Annotated in this window: 22 protein-coding genes; 5 read left to right on the plus strand and 17 right to left on the minus strand. The window is 47.0% G+C overall.

The window, feature by feature from the left end:
* Positions 1–104 precede the first annotated feature (104 nt).
* A complete protein-coding gene (locus MOF34_RS02275) occupies positions 105–782 on the plus strand; it encodes a YukJ family protein (protein WP_019715575.1) in 678 nt (225 codons plus the stop codon).
* Between the two features lie 42 nt (positions 783–824).
* On the opposite strand, the gene MOF34_RS02280 is transcribed toward MOF34_RS02275, so the two are convergent.
* The 8 genes from MOF34_RS02280 to MOF34_RS02315 form a co-directional block, all read right to left on the minus strand.
* Entirely contained in the window at positions 825–1,034 is a 210-nt protein-coding gene (locus tag MOF34_RS02280) for an MbtH family protein (protein WP_019715576.1), read from the minus strand.
* Between the two features lie 12 nt (positions 1,035–1,046).
* Entirely contained in the window at positions 1,047–8,186 is a 7,140-nt protein-coding gene (locus tag MOF34_RS02285; RefSeq protein ID WP_268398282.1) for a non-ribosomal peptide synthetase, read from the minus strand.
* 19 nt (positions 8,187–8,205) lie between these two features.
* Positions 8,206–9,141 (minus strand): isochorismatase, encoded by a 936-nt coding sequence (locus MOF34_RS02290; protein ID WP_268398283.1) that lies wholly within the window; start codon positions 9,139–9,141, stop codon positions 8,206–8,208.
* A 31-nt stretch (positions 9,142–9,172) separates the two neighbouring features.
* Positions 9,173–10,792 (minus strand): (2,3-dihydroxybenzoyl)adenylate synthase, encoded by a 1,620-nt coding sequence (locus MOF34_RS02295; protein WP_268398284.1) that lies wholly within the window; start codon positions 10,790–10,792, stop codon positions 9,173–9,175.
* 28 nt (positions 10,793–10,820) lie between these two features.
* Positions 10,821–12,020 (minus strand): isochorismate synthase DhbC, encoded by a 1,200-nt coding sequence (dhbC, locus tag MOF34_RS02300; protein ID WP_268398286.1) that lies wholly within the window; start codon positions 12,018–12,020, stop codon positions 10,821–10,823.
* A 23-nt stretch (positions 12,021–12,043) separates the two neighbouring features.
* Positions 12,044–12,829 carry a 2,3-dihydro-2,3-dihydroxybenzoate dehydrogenase gene (locus tag MOF34_RS02305; protein ID WP_268398288.1) on the minus strand — a complete coding sequence of 262 codons (786 nt, stop codon included), beginning with the start codon at positions 12,827–12,829 and terminating at the stop codon, positions 12,044–12,046.
* 201 nt (positions 12,830–13,030) lie between these two features.
* Entirely contained in the window at positions 13,031–13,894 is an 864-nt protein-coding gene (gene besA, locus MOF34_RS02310) for a ferri-bacillibactin esterase BesA (RefSeq protein ID WP_268398289.1), read from the minus strand.
* A 212-nt stretch (positions 13,895–14,106) separates the two neighbouring features.
* Complete coding sequence (locus tag MOF34_RS02315) at positions 14,107–14,703, minus strand: sulfite oxidase-like oxidoreductase (protein WP_268398291.1); 597 nt, start codon at positions 14,701–14,703, stop codon at positions 14,107–14,109.
* Between the two features lie 102 nt (positions 14,704–14,805).
* Between MOF34_RS02315 and MOF34_RS02320 the strand changes: the two genes are divergently transcribed.
* Positions 14,806–15,408 (plus strand): biotin transporter BioY, encoded by a 603-nt coding sequence (locus tag MOF34_RS02320; RefSeq protein WP_019715584.1) that lies wholly within the window; start codon positions 14,806–14,808, stop codon positions 15,406–15,408.
* A 69-nt stretch (positions 15,409–15,477) separates the two neighbouring features.
* Here the strand turns inward: MOF34_RS02320 and MOF34_RS02325 are convergent, their stop codons facing one another.
* Together MOF34_RS02325 and MOF34_RS02330 are read right to left on the minus strand one after the other, a co-directional pair.
* Positions 15,478–16,806 (minus strand): Na+/H+ antiporter NhaC family protein, encoded by a 1,329-nt coding sequence (locus MOF34_RS02325; protein ID WP_268398293.1) that lies wholly within the window; start codon positions 16,804–16,806, stop codon positions 15,478–15,480.
* A gap of 143 nt (positions 16,807–16,949) precedes the next feature.
* The gene (locus MOF34_RS02330; RefSeq protein ID WP_268398295.1) at positions 16,950–18,452 is read right to left on the minus strand and encodes a leucyl aminopeptidase; all 1,503 of its coding nucleotides are present in this window, start codon (positions 18,450–18,452) and stop codon (positions 16,950–16,952) included.
* Positions 18,453–18,610: 158 nt separating this feature from the next.
* On the opposite strand from MOF34_RS02330, the gene MOF34_RS02335 reads away from it, so the two are divergent.
* A complete protein-coding gene (locus tag MOF34_RS02335) occupies positions 18,611–19,087 on the plus strand; it encodes a divergent PAP2 family protein (RefSeq protein WP_268398296.1) in 477 nt (158 codons plus the stop codon).
* 29 nt (positions 19,088–19,116) lie between these two features.
* On the opposite strand, the gene spsC is transcribed toward MOF34_RS02335, so the two are convergent.
* The 4 genes from spsC to MOF34_RS02355 form a co-directional block, all read right to left on the minus strand.
* Entirely contained in the window at positions 19,117–19,773 is a 657-nt protein-coding gene (gene spsC, locus MOF34_RS02340; RefSeq protein WP_268398298.1) for a stationary phase survival protein SpsC, read from the minus strand.
* 103 nt (positions 19,774–19,876) lie between these two features.
* Positions 19,877–20,197 carry a YuiB family protein gene (locus tag MOF34_RS02345; protein WP_003220624.1) on the minus strand — a complete coding sequence of 107 codons (321 nt, stop codon included), beginning with the start codon at positions 20,195–20,197 and terminating at the stop codon, positions 19,877–19,879.
* A gap of 52 nt (positions 20,198–20,249) precedes the next feature.
* Positions 20,250–20,393, minus strand: a complete 144-nt coding sequence (locus MOF34_RS02350) for a YuiA family protein (protein WP_268398300.1) — start codon at positions 20,391–20,393, stop codon at positions 20,250–20,252.
* Between the two features lie 172 nt (positions 20,394–20,565).
* Positions 20,566–21,786 carry an NAD(P)/FAD-dependent oxidoreductase gene (locus tag MOF34_RS02355; protein WP_268398301.1) on the minus strand — a complete coding sequence of 407 codons (1,221 nt, stop codon included), beginning with the start codon at positions 21,784–21,786 and terminating at the stop codon, positions 20,566–20,568.
* A 331-nt stretch (positions 21,787–22,117) separates the two neighbouring features.
* Here MOF34_RS02355 and yumC point away from each other — a divergent pair, with 331 nt between their 5' ends.
* On the plus strand, positions 22,118–23,116 hold the full coding sequence (gene yumC / locus MOF34_RS02360; RefSeq protein WP_268398302.1) for a ferredoxin--NADP reductase 2: 999 nt from the start codon (positions 22,118–22,120) through the stop codon (positions 23,114–23,116).
* Positions 23,117–23,154: 38 nt separating this feature from the next.
* Here yumC and MOF34_RS02365 read toward each other — a convergent pair whose 3' ends face one another.
* Positions 23,155–23,295, minus strand: a complete 141-nt coding sequence (locus MOF34_RS02365; protein ID WP_019715591.1) for a hypothetical protein — start codon at positions 23,293–23,295, stop codon at positions 23,155–23,157.
* A 277-nt stretch (positions 23,296–23,572) separates the two neighbouring features.
* Between MOF34_RS02365 and guaC the strand changes: the two genes are divergently transcribed.
* Positions 23,573–24,553, plus strand: coding sequence for a GMP reductase (gene guaC / locus MOF34_RS02370; RefSeq protein ID WP_268398304.1), 981 nt, complete (start codon positions 23,573–23,575; stop codon positions 24,551–24,553).
* Between the two features lie 98 nt (positions 24,554–24,651).
* Here the strand turns inward: guaC and MOF34_RS02375 are convergent, their stop codons facing one another.
* Both MOF34_RS02375 and MOF34_RS02380 read right to left on the minus strand, forming a co-directional pair.
* Positions 24,652–25,275 (minus strand): FMN-binding negative transcriptional regulator, encoded by a 624-nt coding sequence (locus tag MOF34_RS02375; protein ID WP_268398306.1) that lies wholly within the window; start codon positions 25,273–25,275, stop codon positions 24,652–24,654.
* 23 nt (positions 25,276–25,298) lie between these two features.
* Positions 25,299–25,817, minus strand: a complete 519-nt coding sequence (locus tag MOF34_RS02380; RefSeq protein ID WP_268398308.1) for a GNAT family N-acetyltransferase — start codon at positions 25,815–25,817, stop codon at positions 25,299–25,301.
* Positions 25,818–25,842: the final 25 nt, after the last annotated feature.

Below are 25,842 nucleotides of genomic sequence, written 5' to 3' on the forward strand. Positions count from 1 at the left end.
AGCTTGCAGAAAGATTTCTGCAGGCTTTTTTTATTTTTCAGAAGGAAAAAAGAGACCATTTCACGAACTAAAACGATGAAACTTGATCATAAAGGAGGATTCATATGGCTGTTCAGCAATATGGCGTGTTAAAAGGCATTGTCTTAGATATGAAGCGGGAAACTGATGAAGACAGTCCTCATTTCCAAGTCAAAGTGCTCGGTGAAGAGAATACGTATTACAGGTGCGCCATCAATGTGATGTCCAGTTCTGAGGAATCTGAAGTATTGTATTTGGCTGACGATCAGTTTGATTCCAGCTCAATTACGATCCTTCCGAACATGCCGTATGGATATACAAAGATCAATGAGGCAAACCGTGAAGTGGCGCTGGATTATGTGCGGGGCAATTTGTTTGAACCGCGGGACATGAAGCCCTTGCCGCATGAAATCATGGGGCCTGATAATGATTTAAATGACTTTATTGAAACGTATATGAAGAAAGCGCAAGAAGAGAAAGCGCCAGTTTATATATTCGGTTCAAAATTTGGGCCGGAACAGGCTGCAGATAAAATATTCGGTTTTAAACCGACCAACGGCATGCACAATATCCATATGAATCAAGGGAATGCAATGGATAGCCGCTGGAAAAAAGACAACGGCTCTTGGCATGACGGAGGCATTCTGATTCAATTCGCCGATCAGTGGGCTGCAGTGTTTTTAGCGTTTTTATCCCAATCTTGGTGTACGGATGAAAACGGAAACCCGGTCAGAGATTGTGATCATACCCAAACGTCTGCGTAAATAGAAAAAGAGACTGCGGCAAGCAGTCTCTTTTTTATGCAATTACACATTTTCAACAGGCTTTAGGCTGTTGGGCCTCATATCGCTCCAATGCGATTGGATATAGTCCAGACAAGCATCACGCCCTTTTTGCTCATGAACGACTGTCCAGCCGCTCGGCACATCTATAAAACCGGGCCACAGGGAATATTGGCCCTCTTCATTGATCAGCACCAAATATGTGCCATCCGCATTTTCAAAAGGATTTGCCATCTTTCTTCCCCCTTATTTATTCATCTCTTCCAGTTTGATAGCGAGAACCTTGCCGATTTGAGCGAGCGGTTCCGGCTGACAAAGATCTTTATGGCGGCAGTCAATGTCGATTTCTTCAATTTGTCCGCTAATATAAGGCTTCCACGAATCCGGTTCAATCGGATCAAACCATTCAGGTATGATTGTTGATCTGAAAAACAAGACATTTCCGCGGAAGGTTTTCGGTTTATATGAGCCTAAAATACCGACAGAATTGACATACGTATTCTTCAGATTGAAAATGACTGATTCATCCAGGCTTGCAAGCGCGCTGCCGTCACGGCGAAGAATCTCAATTGCTGTTTCGAAATCAAGCGGTTTGTCCCCTAGGCTATCTGGGTCGTACCCGCCTAACGCCAGAAGGGCAATAAGCGCTTCCTCATCATCTGGCGCCTTTTTTATAGGAAGGAAGTGGTTCGGATAGGCGTCCAGCATCACCAATAGGGATACTTCTTCTCCTTGATTTTGCAGCTGGGTTGCCATCGCTTGAACGACATTCCCGCCCAGAGACCAGCCTAGGAGATGGTACGGTCCTCTCGGCTGGATTGTTCTGATTTGAACAATGTAGTCGGCAGCCATGTCGTCAAGTGTTTTCGGAAGCTCTTCCCGCTGCCCGATTCCCCGTGCCTGCAAGCCGTAGATCGGATAATCTGTTCCTATGTTCGTCATCAAACCGGCATAGCACCAGCTAAGTCCGCCTGCCGGATGAACACAGAACAAAGGAAGCTTGTCTCCGCCTGTTCGGAGCGGCAGCAGAACGTCGAGTGCGCTTTGGCTTGAGCCCATCTCAAGTCTTTCTGCAAGTCCTGCTACAGTCGGCGCTTCGAATAGGTTTCCGATGCTGAGTTCTACGCCTAGTGCTTCGCGAATGCGGCTCATCAGCTGTACAGCAAGCAGGGAATGTCCGCCTAAATCAAAGAAACGGTCATCAATGCCGACACGCGGCAAGTGAAGCACCTCCATAAACAGGTCACAGAGGATTTCTTCCTGTGGCGTTCTCGGTCCTCGTCCTGTCACTGCCGCTGCGAAATCCGGTGCGGGCAGTGCTTTACGGTCAAGCTTTCCATTCGGTGTCAACGGCAATTCTTTCATCGTTACAAAAGCAGAAGGCACCATGTAATCTGGCAGTCTCTCTGCAGCATATTTGCGCAGTTCCGCCTTATCAATTGTGTCTTCCGAAGAAGGTATGACATAAGCTGCCAAACGTTTATCTCCCGGCTGATCCTCACGCACAATTACTGCCGCATCTTCAAGCTGCGAATGCTGAACTAGCGCCGCTTCAATTTCTCCCAGTTCAATTCGGAAGCCCCGGATTTTCACTTGGTGATCGGCACGGCCAACATAGTCAAGAGAGCCGTCAGCACGGAGGCGGGCCACATCCCCAGTGCGATACATTCGGGTACCCGGAGGACCGAACGGATCAGCTATGAAGCGTTCCGCTGTTAATCCAGCCCGGCCTAAATAGCCTCGTGCCAACCCCGCCCCTGATACATACAGCTCTCCAGCAACACCCGGCGGGACCGGCTGCAAGCGCTCATCCAGCACATAAACGCCAAGATCGGGAATGCCGCAGCCGATTAAGCTGTTTGCCCGTAATGCTGCCATGCTTCGGTTTAATTCGATATAGCTTACATGCACAGTCGTTTCTGTAATACCATACATATTGATAAGCTGCGGTCTATGTTCAGGGTGGCGGTTATACCAATCCTCTAAACGGCTGAGTTCAAGCGCTTCTCCGCCAAAAATGACATAACGCAAACTGAGTGCTTGACCGAGATCCGGCTGCTCCCGTTCCGCCTGCATGAACTGATAGAAAGCAGATGGTGTCTGATTCAGAACGGTCACACCCTCTTTTACCAGCAGGCGCAGAAACGCTTCTGGCGATCTGCTGATGTGATAAGGCACGATCACAAGACGTCCGCCATGCAGCAGAGGCCCCCACATCTCCCACACCGAAAAGTCAAACGCATAGGAATGGAACATGGTCCAGATATCGTCTGAGCTAAAATGGAACCAGTGTTCAGTCGCTGCAAATAAACGCGTTACGTTTTGGTGAGGAATCATCACACCTTTTGGAACGCCCGTTGAGCCTGATGTATAAATGACATACGCTGTATTCAAAGGAGAAAGCGGCTGAATTCTATCCGCATTGCTCGGATTCTCAGCTGGGTATGTGTTTAGTTTCTCTGCCATTTCGGGATCATTCAACACGATTCTCGGCACGTTTTCAGCTGGCGGAATGTTCTCTGCAGCTTTTGTGTTCGTCATGATAAACGCAGGCCTCGCATCTTCCAGCATAAAAGCGATACGGTCAGCCGGATAGTCAGGATCGAGAGGCAGATAAGCCGCGCCGGCTTTCAGCACCGCTAATAGCCCGACAGCCATTTCCAATGACCGAGGCAGTGCCAAGGCCACAAATTTCTCCGGTCCGACTCCTTCGCTGATCAGCATTCGGGCAAGCCGATTTGCTCTTTCATTCAGCTCTGCATAGCTCAGTGACTGATCTTCACAAACAACGGCAATGGCATCAGGACTTAAAGCAGCCTGCTTCTCAAACTGCTCCGGCAAACATGCATGCGGAATCTTTTCAGAAACACATTGCCAATCTGTCACCATGCTGCTGCGCTCCTCTGGTGCAAGGATGTCCAAATTTCCAATTCGCTGGTCAGGATCAGATTCTGCAGCCTCCAGCAGGCGCATCAGACGGTCAGCAAGAGCCTGAGCAGTTGCCTGCTTGAAAAGATCAGTGCTGTACTCGAGCAGTCCTTCCAATCCGTTTGGAGTCCCGTCAGCAAGACGATTTTCACTGATTTCCAGCGTCAAATCAAACTTGGCGGAACCGACACTGTGGATCCGCAGGTAGCTTTCCATTTCAGGAAAATTCAGTTCAGCGTCCGGTGTGTTTTGGAATGCAAACATGATTTGGAATAAAGGATGCGTCGCACGCGAACGAGCCGGATTGAGCACCTCTACGAGTCTCTCAAACGGCAGATCCTGATTTTCATAGGCTGCCAAATTCACTTCCCGCACTCTGTCAAGAAGCTCACGGAAGCTTGGGTCACCGGATGTATCGGTTCTGAGCACCAATGTATTGATAAACAGGCCCACAAGATCGCCTAGCGCATCATCATTCCGCCCCGCGATCGGGCTGCCGATCGGAATATCAGTGCCCGCCCCGAGTCTTGTCAATAAAGCTGCGAGACCGGATTGAAGCACCATAAACAGGCTCACTCTATTTGCGCGAGCCAGATCCTGCAATCGCTTGTGCATCTCAGGCTCAATGCGGAAATGAATCGTATCCCCATTATGACTCGGTTCAGCCGGACGTGAATAATCGGTTGGCAGTTCAAGCTGATCAGGCAGATTCTCCAAGGTTTCTTTCCAGAAAGCAAGCTGTCCGGCAATCAAACTATTTGGATCATCCCCGCTTCCAAGCAGTTCTTGCTGCCAAAGCGCATAGTCTGCATATTGCACAGTAAGGGGCGCCCATTCGGGAGCTTTTCCGTGACAGCGAGCCGCATAAGCCGCCCCAAGGTCGCGGGTCAGCGGCGTTAAGGACCAGCCGTCCCCGACAATATGATGCACGAGGAGAAGCAGCACGTACTCGTCAGGGCCGATGACAAAAAGTTCCGCACGAAAAGCAGGTTCAGCTGCAAGATCAAAACTGTAGCGCACAGCTTCAGCAAACCGCTCAGAAAGCTCCTTCTCAGCAATTTCTGTAACATGTAAAACAGGCCTTGCTTGAACCGCGTCTAAAATATGCTGATACGATGTCCCCTGTGATTCAGGAAAAATCGTCCGAAGGCTTTCATGGCGGCAGACGAGATCATAAAGTGCCGCTTGCAGCACTCCTTGGTCAAGCTCACCCGACAGACGGACAGCAACCGGAATATTATAAGTAGGACTAGGCCCTTCAAGACAATGGAGGAACCATAGCCGGCGTTGGGCAAAAGAAAGCGGAATTCTTTCAGGCCGCTCAGCTCTCTGCAATGCAGGGCGTGTACTCTGCGCCTGATGAAGGTGGGCAGCGAGTCCGGCTACTGTCGGTTCATCAAATAGATTCGCGAGACCGAGTTCGGCTCCCATTACCTCGCGAATGCGGCTCATCAAACGGGATGCAAGAAGCGAGTGACCGCCCAGCTCGAAGAAACTGTCATCGATGCCGACACGTGCCAAACCGAGAACCTCAGCAAACAAGTCACACAATATCTCTTCCTGCGGAGTCCTCGGCCCCCGACCGCTGACAGATTTGCTAAAATCAGGCGCCGGCAGTGCTTTCCGATCGAGTTTGCTATTAGGTGTTAATGGCAGTTCATCCATCTCCACAAATGCTGCCGGCACCATATAATCAGGCAGACTGGCACCCACATAACGGCGAAGCTCGACAGTATCAATAGCTGAAGCAAGGACTACATACGCCACCAATCGTTTGTCTCCCGGCTGATCTTCCCGAACAATAACCGCAGCCTGTTCAATGTCCGGATGCTTAGCAAGCACGGCATCAATTTCTCCAAGTTCAATTCGGAAGCCTCGAATTTTAATTTGATGATCCGCCCGTCCGATATACTCCAAAGTCCCATCAGCGCGCCAGCGAGCCTGATCTCCAGTCCGATACATCCGAGCCCCCGGTGGTCCGTATGGATCTGCAACAAAACGCTCAGCCGTTAAATCAGGGCGGTGGAAATAACCTCTAGCCAAGCCGGTTCCTGCAATATAAAGCTCTCCGACAACTCCCGGCGGCACCGGCTGCAAACCGTTATCAAGCACATATACCTGCGTATTCCAAATCGGTTTGCCAATTGGCGGAACGCCCTTCAGCCCTTCTTCCAGAAAAGCTGCTGCAGACCAAATCGTTGTTTCAGTAGGCCCATATAAATTCGTGACTGAACAATGAAGCTTTTGAAGCGCCTGCAAAAGGCCGCTCGGCAGCGCCTCGCCTCCAACTAGCACTCTGAGCCCCCGAAGTGTCTCAGGTTCATTCGTCACCAGAGCATGCCATAGTGTCGGTGTCGCCTGCATAATATTGATATCGAAATATTCAATCATTTGGGCTAATTCTTGCGGCTCACGGATCGTTTCTTTCTTTGCGATCACGATTTGCGCCCCGCTGATAAGCGGAAGATATAACTCCAATGCCGAAATATCAAAAGCGACAGTCGTCACAGCCAACAGCCTGTCTTCTTCTCCTAGAGAAAATGCCTCCTGCATGGACAGCAGAAAATTGCTCAAGCTTTTCAGCGTAACAACAACACCCTTCGGCCTTCCTGTTGACCCTGAGGTATAGATGATATACGCAGGATGGGCAAGAGAAACCGATACATTGGGATTGTCAGGCGAATAATGTTTTACAGCCTCCTGCGTCACAGTCTGATCAAGCACAAGCTGCGGAATAGACAGGTCATCAGGCAGACGGGCTGCTATTTCCTCAGTCGTTATGATGTATGAAGGTTTCGCGTCCTCGAGCATGTAAGAAATTCGGTCGGCCGGAAACTCCGAGTCAAGCGGAAGATACGCCGCACCAGTCTTTAGTACAGCAAGCATCGAAGCCACCATCTCTGGAGAACGCGGCAGCGCCAAAGCGACAAATTGCTCCGGACCAAGCCCCTTTTCGATCAACAGATGCGCGAGGCGGTTTGCCTTTTCATTTAGCTCTTGATAGTTTACTTGAACGTCATCACATATGAGAGCGATACGTTCAGGTGTAAGGATTGCCTGCTTCTCAAACATGTCCTGAAGGCTGAACAGTTTTTCAAATTTGGCCGTCTCATTCCATTCATGAATGACTTGTTTTTTCTCCTCTGGCAATAGAAGCTCCATTTGCCCAATCAGCATATCCTCCCCGGCAGAAGCCGTTTGTAGCAGCTGTAAGATCCGCTGCTGATGTAGTTTACTATCAGACTCACTGTATACCTCAGGATTCGCATCTACATCAATCCGCAGCCCGCTTCCGTCCGTTCTGTCATATACATTGATTGATAGATCATCGACAGGACCGGCTGAAAGGTTATGCGTTGTTCCTCGGGCCCCGGCAAAGTCAAGACCGTAATCAAACGGCATGAGGTTGATTTGCGGGCCAAATAATCTATGGTTTTCTCCTATCAATTTCAGATCACGCCGAAGCTCTTCATGGCGATACCTATGATGCCGCCGAATACTGCGGATTTCCCGGGAAATTTGCTGAATAAGTTCAGAAAAGCTCATTGAAGAGCTTACAGACAGCCGGAGCGGGAGAAGGTTCATCACCATAGCCGGCACATTCAATGATGCAGACCCTATCCGTCCCATCATGGGCAGACCGAGCACAACATCCCTAGAACCGGTCATCCGATGCACATAAACAGCTGACACCGCAATCACGACTTCATGCCAGCTTCCTGAGAAAAAGCGCGCCGATTCTTTCAATGCGTTCACATCAGATAGAGGCAGGTACGCCGTATGGCGAAGAAAACGGTTAGATGTTCTTGGCGCCCGATCAGCCAAACTCACAACCTCAGGTCCATCTGCAAAACGATCCAGCCAGAATTGGCGATCCTTCTCATACTGCTCTGATGCGCGATAATCTGCATCTTCCTCCAAAATGGCCTGGAGCGACCCAAAGGAACGATCTGTAGCTGATTGTCCTTTCATCAGCGCGGCATACGTATTTGCCACACGCTGGGCAATCAGGGAGAAGCCGAAGCCGTCAATCGCAATATGGTGAATGCGCTGATACCAAAAGAAACGATCAGGCCCGGCTATAAACAGAGCTTCATTGAACAAAGGATCATGTCCTAAATCGACCGGCTTTGCCAAATCTGCTTTCATCCAGTTTAATGCTGTTTTTTCCGGATCAGGTTCAGAGCTGACGTCAATGACGTGCAGCTGTACTTCTGGAGACGGGTTTACCATCTGCCAAGGCCCGTCCATATTTTCACTGAAGCGGACATGCAGCGAATCTGCTTCCTTTACCACGTGCTGCAAAGCTTCTTCAAAAAGAGCAATATTGATTGGTCCATTGATTTCTATATATTCCGCTGTATTGTAGATTGGATTGTCCGGATCTAGCTGCTGAGCAAACCATATGCCGGTTTGCGCGCCGGTCAAAGAATATTGAAGGTCTTTTGTATCAGGCATCCGTTTGTTTATCCTCCTTTTATAAATAATCCGCGTTTGGCAGGACTTGCTGGCTGCGGGTTGTGAGCAGTTTCTGCCATTCTTCGATCGACGGGCGTTCAGCCAGCTCCACGAATGTCACCTCGGCTCCTTCACGGCGCCATTGTTCTACTAATGTCATGATCCTTACCGAATCAAGCCCACGGTCGAGCAAATCCTCTTGATCTGCAATATCTTCAGGTGTTTCTTGAAGAAGCTCAGCGATTTGTTTACGGATCTTCTCGCATGTAAACACTGCTTTACCAGTCTTCACTGACGTTTTCTGAACAGGTGCAGGCGCATTCTTCAGCTGATCGAGAAGACTGTCAGTCATCACGGTAAACGCGCAGCGCCCAGCCGCATAATCCAGTGCCATTTGATGTTTTTCTAATGAAAAATCTGCAACTGCATCTCCCACAAAAAATGCTTCGATATCCTCCATAAATGCTTCACATGCTGTAACGAGACAGCCAATATGGGCGTAAATCCCGGAAATGATCAGCTGATCGCGCCCCTCTTTGCGCATAATCTCAAGCAAATTCGTTCTCTTAAATGCGCTGTATCTCCATTTTGTCAGCACGAGATCATCATCTTCCGGTGCCAGTTCGGTTATAATTTTCTCCTCATAAGGGCCGCTGTTTAATCCCGGACCCCAAAAGTCTGTCAGTAACGCTCGGTCTTCCGGATTTTGACTTCCCGGTTGCGCAGTATAGACGACGGGTATCCCAAGCTTGGTACATAGATCCTTCAGCTTCCGTATATTCGCTGAAAGCTCTGTGACCGGAGACGCTCCCGCTGTAAAGGCATCTACAAAATAGTTTTGCATATCGTGGATTAACAGGACTGCCCGATTTGGATCAGGCACCCATGACACTTTGTTTTGCGGCATATCAGACGCTGTCGGCATTTGATACGGCTGAATGGCAGGTATAGCCATTTGAACACTCCCTCTCAAATCATTGTTTGTTTTATTTTTTTGATCCTGCAAGAAGCTTCTCGGTAATGGCTTCACGAAGCGCTTTTTTGCTGACTTTTCCTACCCCTGTCTGCGGAAAGGACTTAACAAACTCAATACGATCGGGGATCTTGTATGCAGCCAGTCCGCGTTCTCTCAAAAACGCTTTGAGCGCTGCGGCTTTCGGGGCTTCATCCCCGGGAATAATGAACACACAAGATCTTTCGCCAAGAAATGGGTCAGGCATGGAGACCATTGCCGCATCATGAACTTCCGGATGCGCCAGCAGATGATTTTCTACCTCTTCAGCCGCCACTTTTTCTCCCCCGCGGTTAATTTGGTCCTTCGCCCTGCCTTCAACGACAATATAGCCGTCTGATGTCAGCCTGACGATATCACCTGTGCGGTAAAAACCGTCCTCAGTAAATGAAGCAGCATTATGCTCTTCTGATTTATAGTAACCCCGAATCGTGTACGGCCCCCGTGTCAGCAGATGCCCTGTTTCACCAGGTTTTACATCACGATCCTGGTCATCCCAAACACGTACTTCATCATATGGGGACATCGGTTTTCCTTGGGTGTTGATAATCACCTCCTCAGGGTCATCCAGCCTTGTATAATTGACGAGACCCTCTGCCATCCCGAACACTTGCTGCAGCGTGCAGCCGAAAACAGCTTTCACCTTGCGCGCAGCTTCAGCACTGAATTTGGCGCCGCCGACCTGCAGCACTTGAAGACTGGAAAGATCGTCATCGCGTGAAGATGCCGCATCCATCCATACCATTGCAAGGGGCGGAACAAGAGCGGTAATTGTGACTTGCTCCCGTTCAATCAAAGGAAATGCGTCATCAGGACTTGGTGAAGGAGATAGTACCACTCTTCCTCCGGCGTATAACACGCCGAGAACCCCAGGCGAGCTCAGCGGGTAATTGTGCGCCATCGGCAATGCTGCCAAGTACACCGTTCTGTGATCGAGCCAGCAAACTTCTGCACTCCGCCGCAAACTGTATATGTAGTCATCGTGAGTCCGCGGGATCAGTTTTGATAAACCGGTGCTTCCTCCAGAAAGCTGAAGGAACGCCACATCAGAAGAGTTGACTTCAGGCAGTTTTACAGGTTCTGTATGCAAATCCTCCAGCGGCAAAAATCCCTCTGCCTTCCCTGCGACAATGACGTGCTTCAAAGTCGGCAGTTTGCTTTGCACCTGTCTGGCAAGTGAACGGTAGTCAAAACCGGAATAAGAGTCGGGAATAATATAAGCAGCCGCTTCAGCAAACTCGCAAAAATATGTAATTTCACTGCTTCGATGAGAAGGCAGTGCGAAGACCGGGAGCGCCCCCAGACGGAAAAGCGCGAAAATGACTTCAAAAAACTCTGCGATATTCGGCAGCTGCACCACGACACGATCCATCTGTTGAATGCCGAGCTTCTGAAATCCGGCAGCCAGACGATCAGCTCTTGTGTCCAGCTCTTGATAGCTCCAATGGGTGTTTCCGCATGTAATAGCGATGCGATCGCCATGTTTGGCAGCCCGGTCCCTTAACAAATCTCCAAACGTCTCGCCGGCCCAGCAGCCGTTCTTCCGATATGTCTCAGCTACCTTATCAGGCCAAGGCGTAAATCCATTCAACATGTTGTATCCCTCCAGCAATTCATTCTGATCATATGTGACTCACGCCCAGTGCCCGCAGCATTGTCCGAAACTTCGCGGATGTCTCCTGAAGCTCGTCCTCGGGTTTTGATCCGGCAACAACACCGGCTCCGGCATACAGGCGGAGTGAACGTTCTTCTGCCTCTGCGCAACGGATCGTCACGACCCATTCTCCGTCACCCGCATCGTCACACCAGCCGACCATACCGGTAAAAAAACCGCGGTCAAACGGTTCAATACTGAGAATTGCTTCTCTGGCAAGATCAGTCGGTGTTCCGCAGACGGCCGGCGTCGGGTGGAGCGCCGCTGCTAACTCCAGTGAGGTTACAGACGGATCAGAAAGCTCTCCCTTAATTACGCTGGACAAATGCCACATCGTCTCCGTTTTGATCAGCGAAGGCTTTTCCGGAACATCCAGCGTCCGGCAAAAAGGCCTAAGCGCTGCCGAAACTGCGTCAGCTACAACTGCGTGTTCGTGGAGATCCTTTGCGGAAGAAAGCAATTCATCAGCCCGGCGCTGGTCTTCACAAGGATCGGCACTGCGGGGCCTTGAGCCGGCTAATGGATTAGAAACGACCTGGGTTCCCATTCTTGAAATGAGAAGCTCCGGACTTGCACCGAGCAATGTTCGGCGGGAAGTCGTTTCCGCTTCGCTAGACGACACGTCCGCGGCAAACGTGTAGCCATGTGTGTTATGCTGCGCCAGATGGCGAAGCAGTTCATCCGTCTGAATCGGTTCAGACGAAGTCAAATGCAGCGATCTGGACAGGACGATCTTGCTGAGAGTACCATCGGCAATGCGTGCCAGTCCTTGTTCGACACCACTTTTATATCCCTCTGGTGCAGGAACAGGTTCTATGTGGTATGTATGCTCAGGCTGCTGTTCCTTCTCCGCATGATCAAATTGAAGCGGTCCTGACCAGTGCACTTCTTCAGGAACAATGAGCCGAGCTGCTTTTACTTGGTCAAAAGGAACGGCTCCAACAACAAGCGGACGGCTTTGCCCTGATTGCTTTGCTTGATTCAGCGTCTCTGCAATACGGCCAGAAAGGGTTTCTATTTGGTTTTGTCCGTATGCTTCCGTTACGATTTCACATTTGCCTTTCGCTAACAGTACACGATGAGGAGAAGCTAAGAAAAAAGCCCCCGGCTGATACTTATGAAGCAAATGCTCCGCTTTTGTTTGTGATATAACGTTTTGTCCCAACATCTTATAACCTCCCTTAAAATGAGTTACACGCCTAAGGTCGCGCCGCCATCTACGCATAAATTATGCATCGTAATATGTCCTGCTTGGCCTGAAACCAAAAAGAGCACGGCATTCGCAATATCCGAAGGCTGAGCCAGTTTTTTGAGCGGGATCCCTGTTTTAAATGTCTCAAGTGAACCTTTTATGACTTGCTCCGCTCCGTTTTCATCGGCCCATAATGACCACTGCATATCTGTTTCTGTTGATCCGGGTGACACAATATTGCAGCGAATATGATATTCTGCCAGCTCAAGGCCAAGGCATTTCGTAAACATCACTGCCGCAGCCTTTGAAGAGGCATATGCCGCCATAGATGTCCTTGGCACACCGGCAGCATTCGATCCGACCGTTACAATCGAACCCGATTTCCGGTCCATCATATATTTGCTGACTGAACGCGAGGCGTTAAATACACCAGTCGAATTTACTGAGAACGTGGCCTCCCATTCCTCATCGCTGAGTGAATGGATCAGTCCAGGGCGAAGAACACCCGCTGCATTCACCAAAATATCGATCGGCCCCATTTCACGTTCGATACGCGCCGTGATCTCGTTAATCGCCGCGCTGTCTCTCACATCTGCCGGAAAAGCTTCCGCATGGCTGCCTTCCGCTTTGAGGCTGCTCACAACCTTTTCCAGCTTTTCAGGATGATAATCAACTGCCGCAATGTGCGCGCCTTGATCGGCAAGCTTCCGCGCAACAGATTCACCTATCCCTTGGGCAGCCCCTGTTATAAAAGCAATTTTGCCCTTTATCCCCATTGCATTCATGTCATCAATTCCTTTCTTCGCTACAGATGCCGTACTGACACCCAGCGAAAAAGACTGCTGCGCCTTGAAAAGAAAAACGCAATTAATTGATAATGATTATCATTATCAATTATAAAAATAATCATATCCAAATGTCATGTGACAGTCAAATATAATTTCAGTGACAAATATATTATTTTTAAAAGCAAGGCTGAGAATGTCTCAGCCCATTGATATATGCGGTCCGTCAGGGTGAAGCGCAAAACGCAGCCCCCGGCTGACCAAAACAGGAAGAACCGAAATATGTCCTTCTCCTGAAAACTCACAAAATTCTGCTCGTAAGCCTTGTTTAGATAAAACGGCCAGCCGCTCGTGAAGTTCCCTCGCATTATCGTTCATCCGGCTTTTATGGTGCTGCTCCAATTCTCCTGCCGCAATCAGGAGATTGATAGGCTGATTGTTTTTCTTGAAGCGGGAGGCGAAATGGTCCGCTTTCTCGAGAATAAACGGTTTATTCCAATGAATGGACGGACTTCCCGCGATATAGGTTTGAAACGCATCCGGCTTTGTTAACAGCACCTGCAGCACGAACAGCCCGCCAAGTGAGTGCCCAAAAATCGTTTGTCTCTTTCTGTCAATCTGGTAATCTCGTTCTATCTGCGGTTTTAGATCCTCCTCAATAAATCTGAAAAAGCCCTCTGCTCCGCCATGTTCCGGCCAATCTTTTCCGTCGGGCCTTTTCGGCAGCTTCGATTGAGCTGTCGGCATTGTAAAATCTCGGTGACGCGCTGAGGAGAACGGTTCTGCTGTCTCATAGCCAATGCCGACAATCACAGCAGGGATCACCCCAGTTTTTTCAGGACGGCGCCCCTGTATTCGTACGGCCTCCGCCATCGTTCCGAAGACAGAATTGGCATCCAGCAGATAAATAACCGGATAACCAGCGGGCGGCGGCGGCGTACTCGGTTTCGAGATAAAAATGTGATAGGCACGGTTTTCATTTCGCGAAGACATCATACGCACTTCCGTACCAGGAATGGTAAATGCGTTTTGTATCCCGCCTTTCGCCCCTGTTTTCTCATTCATGCAGTACGACATTCCTCTCCTAAAACTAAATCACAATATATGATAATGATTTTCAATATCAACTAGACAACTCAAATAATAGGTTTTCTTCCAGAGAAAGTCAACTTTTTCCTAAATAAAAAAGGCACCTTCACCAAATAAGGTACCTGAAGACTATCAATATGGAAAAAGAAACCTACAAAAGACGCAGTGATCCCGCTCAAAACAGAACCTTAATCCCATGTAAACCTTTGATTTTGCCAAGGATCGCCTCTCATGTGATAGCCGTTCTGCTCCCAAAAACCCGGGTGATTCTCTTTCGTAAATTGGATGCCGCGCAGCCACTTGGCGCTTTTCCAAAAATATAGATGCGGAAACACGCCTCGCAGCGGAAAGCCGTGTTCAGGCGTTAAAGGGGCTCCATTATGCGCATAAGCCAAAAGTGAAGTTTCAGCTAAAAAATCTTCAAGCGGCAGATTGGTCGTCCAGCCCTCTTCCGCATGTAAAATGACGTAGCCCGCTTCTTCTTTGACACCCGCTTTTTCCGCTAGATCACGAGCCCGCACCCCTTGCCACACATTATCAAGCCTTGACCAGCCAGTAACGCAATGGATGTCATTTTTCGATTCGCACTGAGGAAAGGCTTTGACATCTTCAAAGCTTAGCAGCATCGGATGGTCAACCAATCCGTATACTTGAAGGTTCCATTTGGCCATATCCTCATAATACGGTACATTTCCCGTATGAAGCACAGGAAATGAGGTTGTGACGTTTTGGTTCGGCGGGACTCTCCCAGATTGATCGGATTGTTTTGTTTTTCCGAAATACATACAGAACCCTCCTTTTTGTTAACCTGATTTCAGTTCGTGTTGACAATACTCCCATTCTTTATTACTCTATGATTGTGTATGTAAACCTAAGGGGGAACAACAATGAAACAACAGAAACTTCGTGCGGGAGATATGGCGTTGATCGGCATGTTCGCCGCACTTATGGCTGTCGGCGCCAACATTACATCAGTGGCACCCTTTTTACAAGTAGCCGGCATTCCGCTGTCGATGCAGCCATTTTTCTGTCTCTTGGCAGCCATGCTTCTCGGCAGCAAACGAGCAGGTATTGCCATGATTGTATATGCACTTGTCGGATTGGCCGGAGCACCTGTGTTTGCCCAATTTTCAGCGGGCTTCGCACCGTTTGCGGGAAAAAGCGGCGGGTTTATTATCTCATACATCCCTGCAGCATTTGCAGCTGGATGGTTCTTAGAACGCAAAATTCAGCCGAGTAAAATCCGATTTCTGATTGCTTCTCTTATTGGAACAGCTATCATGTATATCATCGGGACTACCTATATGTATCTTGCACTGAAGCTGTGGATTCATACGCCAGTGAGCTACGGCACGGTGTGGGGCTTTATGACTTGGTTTATAGTAAAAGACACAGCGATGGCTGTGATACTGGCGTTTATCGCACCTGCGGTCTACCGCTCTATTCAAAAAGCAACCGGCTTTAACAGAAATCACATATCGTCCACGTAAAAACCGTTCTATTGGACGGTTTTTTTATCAAAGCGAGAAAAGGCTCCCCAGTAAAGGGGAGCCTTTTTCCTATAAAACAAGCGCCGCAATCCAGCCAAAGATGATAAGCGGGATATTATAAAATAAAAATGTCGGCACACAAGTATCCCAAATGTGGTGATGCTGGCCGTCCGCACTTAAACCTGAAGTCGGTCCAAGTGTGCTGTCGCTGGCAGGTGAACCGGCATCGCCAAGCGCAGCTGCCGCTCCGATAATCGCAACCGTTGCCATCGGACTGAATCCGAGCTGCATGCAAAGAGGCACAAAGATCGTTGTGATAACTGGAATCGTCGCAAAAGAAGATCCGATTCCCATCGTAATGAACAAACCGACAATAAGCATCAGCAATGCGCCCACTAACTGACTGTGCCCCATAATGCCAGCTGCTGTTTTAACCATTGACTCGACATCTCCGGTTTTCGTCAACACATTTGAAAATCCGGCTGCAACGAGCATAACAAAACCGATAAAGGCCATTAAAACCATTCCGTCTGTAATCAGTGAGTCCGCTTCATCACGCTTCATCACACCGCTGACAAACAGGATAATCAGACCTGCCAGCGCTCCCATAATCATCCCTTCTACTCCCAAAGTCTGAGATAAGTAGAGCTGGACGCCGAGTGACACTGCGATGGCAAGCACCGCGATCGCCAGGCTTTTTTTCGTATATGGAGAAGCGTTCGCACCAGATATTTCTTTTGTTTCGTATGTCTTCGGTTTACGAAATACGATAATTGATAAAATCAGACCTACAACCATACCCGCAACCGGAATCATTAAGGCATAAGGAATATCACCGAGAGATACGTTTAATCCGGCATCCGCCATATTGTCCTTTAGCATCCCCTGGAAGATTTGGCCGAAACCAACCGGCACTAAAATATAAGGTGCCGTTAAACCGAATGTAATCACACACGCGATCAGACGGCGGTCCATTTCAAGTTCATTAAAGATTTTCAAAAGCGGCGGAATCAGCACCGGGATAAATGCGATGTGAACCGGAACCACGTTTTGCGAAAAACAAGATATGATTAAAATAATAAACACGATCAGCACTTTGGACAGTGCTTTTTTGCGGGTGTCTTCTTTATTTCCGATTAATTTAACAGAGGCTTCCACCATTGCGTCCGGAAGGCCCGTTTTCGTTAAAGCCGCAGCAAACGCGCCAAGCATGGCGTAGCTAACAGCAACGGTGGCATTTCCGCCGAGCCCGTCCGTAAAAGCTCTAACCGTTTCTCCAAGCCCGAGTCCGCCTGTTAACCCGCCGGCCAGTGCCCCTATGATTAATGCGATAACGATATTGACACGCAGCAGGCTTAAAACAAGCATAAGCAGCACTGCGATGACGACTGCATTCATGATAACCCTCCAAAGAATCCTTTAGTTTGCTAATGTAGTAGATAAATAAAGTACGAACGTATCTTATCATAATCAACGCACTTTAGTCAACTAAAGATTTTAGAAGAAAAAATCCCCGTGCATTCCGCAGCAGGGATTTACCATTATTCGCTTTTATCTTCTTCCAATGTAAATCGTTCCGCAAGTGTTGCAAGTGTTCTGGCCATTACGCCGGTAGCCCCTGACGGCCCGAAGCAGGTTCCTTTATTGGAGGTAGCTGTGCCCGCAATATCAAGATGAACCCAAGGCGTTGTTTCAGCAAATTCACCAAGAAACGTTCCTGCCATAATCGCATGTCCTTCACGTCCCGGCGAATTGTTGAGATCCGCCATTTGGCTGCTTTTCACTCGCTTTTTATCCTTCTCTGTTATCGGCAGCTGCCAGATCGCCTCACCGCACTCTTGTGCCGCATCAGCTACCTGCTGATAAAAGCTTTGATCATTTGTCATAGCGCCAGTCGTTTCAGTTCCTAATGCCACAACGACGCCGCCGGTAAGCGTAGCCACATCAACAAGAACTGACGCGCCATGCTGTTTTGCGTATGTAATGCCATCTGCTAGCACAAGCCTTCCTTCAGCATCCGTATTGAGGATTTCAATTGTTTTTCCGCTTAATGATACGATGACATCATCAGGCTTCATCGCCCCGCCGGAGATCATATTATCGGTTGACGGAATAACAGCCAGCACGTTTTGCTCGGGACGAAGCTCTCCGATGGTTTCCATAGCACCAAGAACCGCAGCTGCTCCTCCCATATCAGATTTCATGCCAACAATTGCAGATTTCGTTTTAATGGAATAGCCGCCTGTGTCAAAGGTAATTCCTTTTCCGACAAGTCCGAGGACGTCTTCCCAATCCTTTTTGCCCTGGTACTTCAAAACAATCATTTTTGGGGGTTCAGTCGAGCCTTGGTTTACCGCAAGTATTCCGCCCATACCGAGCTCTTCCATCTCTGATTTCTCCAAAATCTCACACTCAAAATCATATTTCGCCGCAAGCTCTTTTGCATAAGAAGCAAGGTCAGTTGCTGTCAGCATGTTTCCCGGCATATTTACAAGCGTTCTAGCCGAATTTGCCCCTTGCCCGTATGCCTGGCCGACACGAAGACCCGCCTGCACTTCTTGTGTATCTTCATCTGTGACGGCATACACAGCTTCAATTTGTTTGTCAGGCTCATTAGATTTGTGCTTATAATCCTGCACCTCATAGGACGAAAGCATGCAGCTCTCAGCTAAAGCATGAGCGGCATCGGCTGGAGGTACGTCTTCCGACAAAAACGTGTCAAGCAGGACTGCTGCTTCTTGTTTTCGGTCTTTGTGAATGGCTTGAAAAACATGGGCAAAACGTTCTTTCGCCTGTTCAAACGAATAATTTGCTTCTCTCCCCAGACCAACAAAATAAACCCGTTTCATACCCGCAGAAGATGGAGGGAATACTTTTGATACTTGATTCGGTTTCGAAGAGACATCACCATCTTTTAAAAGCTGTGTCAGTTGGCCTTCCAGCATTTCATCAATTTCCAATGCTTTGCCTGTCAACTGGCTTTTTTGAAAAAGCCCGACTATAAGGGTTTCTGTATTCTCTAATTGCTGAACCGCATAAAACATAAGGCTTACACTCCTAACGTAATGGGTATTTGTAATGAATAATGGTATAATAGGAAAAACATTCTTTCCTATACACTTATTTTATCAAACAACAGTCTAAGACTTGCTTTTTTCTTTGGAAACACGAAGGATTTTTTAAAATAGAAAGGATGTCGCCGATGGAACTTTTAACGAATTTCCCTTTATTATCAAGCCTGGCCGCAATTATTTTTGCTCAGGTCATCAAAGTGCCCATACAGTTTATCGTGTCCAGAAAACTGGACTGGTCGCTGGTCACAAGCACAGGCGGCATGCCAAGCTCTCACTCCGCGGCGGTCACCGCACTTTCTACAGCCGTAGCGTTGGATCATGGATTAGGCTCCTCTCTCTTTGCGGTTTCCGCCATTTTCGCCGTTATTACCATGTTTGACGCTACTGGTGTCAGACGCCATGCCGGTGAGCAGGCGACAGTCCTCAATAAGCTTGTCATTGATTTTAACCGCCTCGTAAATGAAGCAAAGGACTTCCCAAAAGCCGAAAATAAAGAAAAGCAAAAAAAGCTGAAAGAGCTTCTCGGCCATCAGCCAATCGAGGTTTTTTTCGGAGGCTTAACAGGTATTTTACTGACATTGATACTCGCTTACTTTTTCATGTAAAAAAACGCTCCAGCAGTGGCTGGAGCGTTTTATTCTTTCACAGTTTTATATTGATTTCTGAACACCTGCAAAGCTTTTGTTTCATTGAGCTTCTCAAGCTCATCCTCGGTCACCTTTCCTGTTCCCTTTTTAATCACATATACATCAAGGGTTTTTTTGCCCCATTCATTGTACACATCTTTGACGGTTTCAAAGTACAGATCAAGGCGGTTTCCCTTAATGGCTGATCCTGTATCGGCCACAACTCCGAGACCGTAGTTCGGAATAAATAAAATTGTTCCGATCGGGAAAACGGATGGATCAGCAGCAACCGTGGAATATAAATCACGTTTCACTTTCACACCTGAATATGTAAGCCCGTATAATGGATCACCGGGATTTTTGCCCGTCGACTCAGCTCCTGCTGTATAGCCTGTTGCTGTTACTCTTTGGACCGGATACTCATCCCAGTCAAATGCTTCTTCTAACGGTTTTGTTATCTCCTTGTCCGCTGACATGGTTTGTGTTTTTTTCTGCTGCAATGCTTTTAATGTCAGTCCTGCATGCTTCAAGTGCTTTTCTTGATGCTCCTGCACCCATTTTGACAAGTCCTTCGCTTCGATTCCTGACACTGATAAAAGTGTCGTGCCAAATGCAAGCAGAAATAAACAGGTCATCAGCAAACGTCTGATCATATTCAACATCATTCACCTCTCCTCCGAATCATTGTTCCCAATTGGAGTGAGCAATATTCAAAATGGCGAATGTGAAGAAAGCATAAAAAAGCTTTCTTTTAGAAGAAAGCGGCATTTAAAACATTTGATATCCTCTTTTTCTGAGCATGTTGATCGCTATACCGGACACGATGGCGCCAGCCAAACCACTGGCTAAAATCAGCACATCGGCAGCCGCTAATGATACGACACGATGAAACAGGCCGGCAAAGGATTCTCCCGGCGCCTGAATATAGCTGATCAGCTTTTCCTTGCTAATAATGAAAAGGCATACAATCGGGTAAATCACAGCCATAATCCAAGACATTCTCAGCAGCATGTTTAATAAGAAACCGATTCCAAAAAACAAGACAAAAAACAAAACAATTGAGATGATTACGACTGGCAGACTAATCAACCTATCCCACCCCCTGCGATGTTTTTAGTGTAACGCGGGGGCTGAAATAAAGTCAACGGCTGGAAAAAGAATGATTGTCTTTTCCTGTCCCCTGGCAAGACGGACAAGTTTCTGAACCACCGAGGATCAATTGAAAGTACCCTTTCCCTGAGCAAAATGGGCATGCACGTGAAGCAGTTGTCGTTGCAGTTTCCATCAGATCATCATCCTTTTTCTTAATTTTCTGATAATATATCATATCAAGCTGTCAACAATAAAGTCAGATCATGTGACAAATCTTTTGATGTAAGCGGAAATATAATCATTTTCCTCGCGTTATCTTTTTATTTTAGCGTTTTTTAATAAAGAAAACCCGCTTTCGCGGGTTTTTAGAAAAACTTGAACTTGCCTTTCTTCAGCGTCAGTCCGAGTCCGCCGATCAAAAACAGCGAACGGTTATCGATGACTTTTTTCATAAACGAAGCCGGTGTACCTTTCAACTTCCTGCCATAAACGACCCCTACCGCGTTATGCTCGCCAAGAGAAGCCACCGTTCCTTTAATGTCCGGCTTGAATTGCTCAAGCTCTCCGCCTTTAATGAGCCTGCCAAGGTTCTTGGCAACCGTTATTCCCTGCTGCATTGCAATTTGCGCAGTCGGCGGATACGGGCGCTCTGTATCTTCATTCATAAATAGCGAGCTGTCACCGAGAATGAAGACGTTGTCATGTCCGGGTGCGCGAAGGTCAGGATTGACTTTGACCCGGCCGCGCATATTTTCAAAACCGGCTTCCTCCACAATCGGATGGCCTCGGACACCAGCCGCCCATACTACGGTTTGCGATTTGATTTGCTCTGGTTCTTCATCTTTTTTCCCGACTCTGACTCCTTCCGGTGTACATTCTTGTACAGCCGTGCCGATCTTAAACTCAACTCCATTTTCCTCCAGATAATGAACGGCGTAATCAACAAGCTCAGGGTCAAAGCCAGGCAAAACGGTCGGCGCTGCTTCTACACAAATAATGCGGACGAGACTCCTATCAACGTCATACTCCTTGCAGAGCTCAGGCACGCGGGCTGCCAGCTCGCCGAGAAATTCAATTCCCGTAAATCCGGCTCCGCCTACAACGATCGTTAACCTGTCCGGCCGTTTTTCCGCTTCCGTATGATAACTCGCAAACTGCAGCTCAATATGTTCCCGCAGCAGACGCGACGTGTTGATGTTGGCGATAGGAAACGCATATTCTTTCAAACCTTTAATACCGAACGTTTCGGGCACCGCGCCGAGTCCGATGACTAAATAATCGTACTGCAGCTCACCATTCGCAAGCACAACTTTTTTCTCATCAATTTTGATTGCCTTTACGGTATCCTGTACAAAATTGACCCGCGACTGGTTGATTACATCTTTTATCTGATAACGGCAGCGGTCATGATGGAGCGTACCCGCGCTCGCTTCATGCATCCATGTCGTTTCATAATGATAATTGTGTTTATTCACAAGCGTAATATCAGCATCATTCGGTCCGACAAACTTTGTCAGCCTAGTTACCGTCATCAATCCGCCATATCCAGCACCTAAAATCACGATTTTGGGCTTATTCAATGCCATCACATCCACCTTCTCTTTTTTTTGCTTTTGTTAGACGCATAATAAAATCATCATTTGTGTTAGCTTCAGCTTATTGGCGGGATTTTATGAAATATATTGAAAAGTTTTTTGTGAAGTCCTCACGCATAGCACTACTATTATATTTATCCGGCTGGCCCAAGAAACATTCAGAAAAAGATCAAATCATTTGGTTATCATCGTATCGGCTTGCGGAAATATTTTCAAGAATGGATGCGCACGCGATACACTTACATTTTTTCTGCTGACTCGTCAATTTGAACGGCAATATGGTATAATTAATAACAATTTTCATTTAGGAGGCAATTTTCGTATGCGAGAGGATACAAAGGTTTATGATATTACAATTATAGGCGGGGGACCGGTCGGCTTATTCACCGCTTTTTACGGAGGCATGAGACAGGCAAGCGTCAAAATTATCGAAAGCCTGCCTCAGCTCGGCGGACAACTTAGCGCCCTATACCCTGAAAAATATATATACGATGTAGCGGGCTTCCCAAAAATCCGCGCACAAGAGCTAATCAATAACCTAAAAGAGCAAATGGCGAAATTCGATCAAGCCATTTGCCTGGAGCAAGCGGTTGAATCTGTTGAAAAACAAGCGGACGGCGTGTTTAAGCTTGTGACAAATGAAGAAATCCACTACTCCAAATCAGTGATCATCACTGCAGGAAACGGCGCATTCAAACCGAGAAAGCTGGAACTTGAAAATGCCGAGCAGTATGAAGGCAAAAACCTTCACTACTTCGTTGACGATTTGCAAAAATTCGCCGGCAGACGCGTTGCGATTCTTGGAGGCGGAGATTCAGCGGTTGACTGGGCGCTTATGCTTGAGCCGATCGCAAAAGAAGTATCCATCATTCACCGCCGCGATAAGTTCCGCGCGCACGAGCATAGTGTGGAAAACCTTCATGCGTCGAAGGTTAATGTCCTAACACCATTCGTCCCTGCGGAGCTGATCGGCGAAGACAAAATTGAACAGCTTGTGCTTGAAGAAGTCAAAGGCGACCGCAAAGAGATTTTAGAAATCGATGACTTAATCGTCAACTACGGTTTCGTTTCATCTCTTGGCCCGATCAAAAACTGGGGTCTGGACATCGAGAAAAATTCTATTGTCGTCAAATCAACAATGGAAACAAATATCGAAGGCTTCTTTGCAGCAGGTGACATTTGCACATACGAAGGAAAAGTCAACCTGATCGCAAGCGGCTTCGGCGAGGCTCCGACAGCAGTGAACAACGCCAAGGCTTACATGGATCCGAAAGCCCGCGTACAGCCTCTTCACTCAACAAGTCTTTTTGAAAATAAGTAATAAAAAAAGGAGTTTGTGTCAGCGACACAGCTCCTTTTTTATTTGAAGATATTTAGATAGTTCATCGCAGTTCCAATTACCAGCGCAATCACAAGGGCTGCGACGATCCAGATCATTGTCATGATAATGCGGTCTTGGATCTTTTGGGACTTCGGTGTTTTTCCTTCGTTTTGCGTCATCTCATTCGCTCCTTTCACATGTCCGTCTCATAAAGAAAGCCTGGTGCTGAACGACCAAGCTTTGCTGAACGTATATCATTCGCGTTTTCATCCGCTCTCTAAGACTTTTCGTTAAGACTATGATACCCAAACTCACCGAGCATGACAAGCTTCGGCACTTGCACATACATGTAAGAAAATAAAAACGTTTGACATCCTAAATAAAACAGAGTACATTATAGAAGGCGAACGTTTCATATAGTATTCTTTTAAATATTCGTTTTTAGGAGTGAAAATGATGGAAAATGTATTTGATTACGAAGATATTCAGCTAATTCCTGCAAAATGCATTGTAAATAGCCGTTCAGAATGTGATACATCCGTACGTTTAGGCGGACGTACATTTAAATTGCCCGTCGTTCCTGCCAATATGCAGACGATTATAGATGAAAAGCTAGCCATTCAATTAGCGGAAAATGGCTACTTTTATGTCATGCATCGATTTGAACCTGAAACACGAATTGATTTTATTAAAGACATGAACGCACGCGGATTATTCTCTTCTATCAGCGTGGGCGTCAAAGATGAGGAGTACGAATTTGTCCGCCAGCTGGCAGAAGAAAATCTGACTCCTGAATACGTGACAATTGACATTGCTCACGGGCACTCAAATGCTGTCATTGAAATGATCCAGCACCTCAAAAAACATTTGCCGGACAGTTTTGTCATTGCCGGCAATGTCGGAACGCCGGAAGCGGTCAGAGAACTTGAAAATGCGGGAGCGGATGCCACTAAGGTCGGCATCGGGCCCGGAAAAGTATGCATTACGAAAATCAAAACCGGCTTCGGCACAGGGGGCTGGCAATTAGCGGCGCTGCGCTGGTGTGCCAAAGCAGCCAGCAAACCAATTATTGCGGATGGCGGCATCCGTACACATGGTGACATCGCAAAATCAATCAGATTCGGAGCAACGATGGTCATGATTGGTTCATTATTTGCCGGGCACGAAGAATCACCAGGCCAAACGATCGAAAAAGACGGAAAGCTCTACAAAGAGTACTTCGGCTCAGCCTCTGAATTCCAAAAAGGCGAAAAGAAAAATGTAGAAGGCAAGAAAATGCACGTGGCACATAAAGGCTCAATCAAGGATACGCTGATTGAAATGGAACAGGATCTCCAATCTTCTATTTCTTATGCAGGCGGAACAAAACTTGACGCGATCCGGAATGTGGATTATGTGATTGTGAAGAATTCGATTTTTAATGGGGATAAGCATTAAAAATAAAAAACGCCAATTCAGCGGTTCGCCGCTTGATTTGGCGTTTTCTGCTATTTCTTCAGGCGTACCTGCTAAGAAGGATTCCTTCAAAGTATTCTCTATATTTTCTTTTTGAATTTATTTCCCATCAAGTCTGCCATATGTTTTGCATTTACATTTTCTTCATTTTGCAACTGATCAATGATGTTCATATAATCCGTTTCATTTCGGTTTTGGCTTAATTTATATGCCGCTTGAATGTCTTCCACCTTAATCTTAAATCCAACGATACCTTTCAATTCACTTTCTAAGAGTTTTGGAGACAGTTTGTCCCATAAAACTGCATTTTCGCGATGTTTTTCGTATTTCTCCAGCATGATTGTTAATTCTTGTACTAATTCATCTTTCTCTAAAATACTTGCTTTTCCATACATGTGGACAGCTTGGTAATTCCAAGTCGGAACATTTTCGCGCGAATACCAGGAAGAAGAAATATAAGCATGCGGCCCCTGAAACATGACAAGCACATCTTCACAGGCTTCAAACGTTCGCCACTGAGAATTTCCATAAGCAAAATGCCCAGTAATATAATAATGTTCGCCTTTTTTACTGAATCCTAGCGGCAAATGAGTGGCAATTGGTTTTCCTTGTTCTGTTGTGACAACCGTACCAAAGGAGTTTTCCTGTACAAAATTCCGAATGTCTTCAGTATTATTGACCTTAAAATATTTTGGAATATACATCATCATCCACCCTTCGAAAAAAGTTATATGAGTGTTTTGGCCATGATAAAGTCCGTTTGTTCTTCATCACCCATATAAAAAGAGTGGGCACCGGTCTGAACAAACCCCATTTTCTTATAAAACGCAATAGCCTTTTCATTTTTTTCCCATACACCTAGCCAAATTTTCTTCTTATTACATTCCAGCGCAATCTCTATAGCTTTACACAGCAGATGTTTGCCAAGCCCATGTCTTTGAAAATTGCTCTTTATATAAATCCTCTCGATTTCAAGTGAGTCATCACCCATTTCTTCAGACTGAGCATCATCGGTGTTGACCTTTAAATATCCAGCGACTTCATGATGAAAATAAACAAAAAAGAACTGTGAAGACGTATTGGATAATTCCTGTTCCAACTGTTTAGCGTTAAATGCACTTTCCAGATACGCTTTCATATTTTCAGGTGAATTCTGATCTTTAAATGTATCGTTGAAAGTTACAATACTAAGTTCTTGGAGTATTTTTAAATCTTCACGGCTGCACTTTCTTATATTTATCGTCATTTAAAATGTCGCTCCTTTATATCCT

Origin of the sequence: Bacillus sp. T17B1, assembly GCF_026796395.1 — a bacterium.
Lineage (GTDB): Bacteria > Bacillota > Bacilli > Bacillales > Bacillaceae > Bacillus > Bacillus spizizenii_A.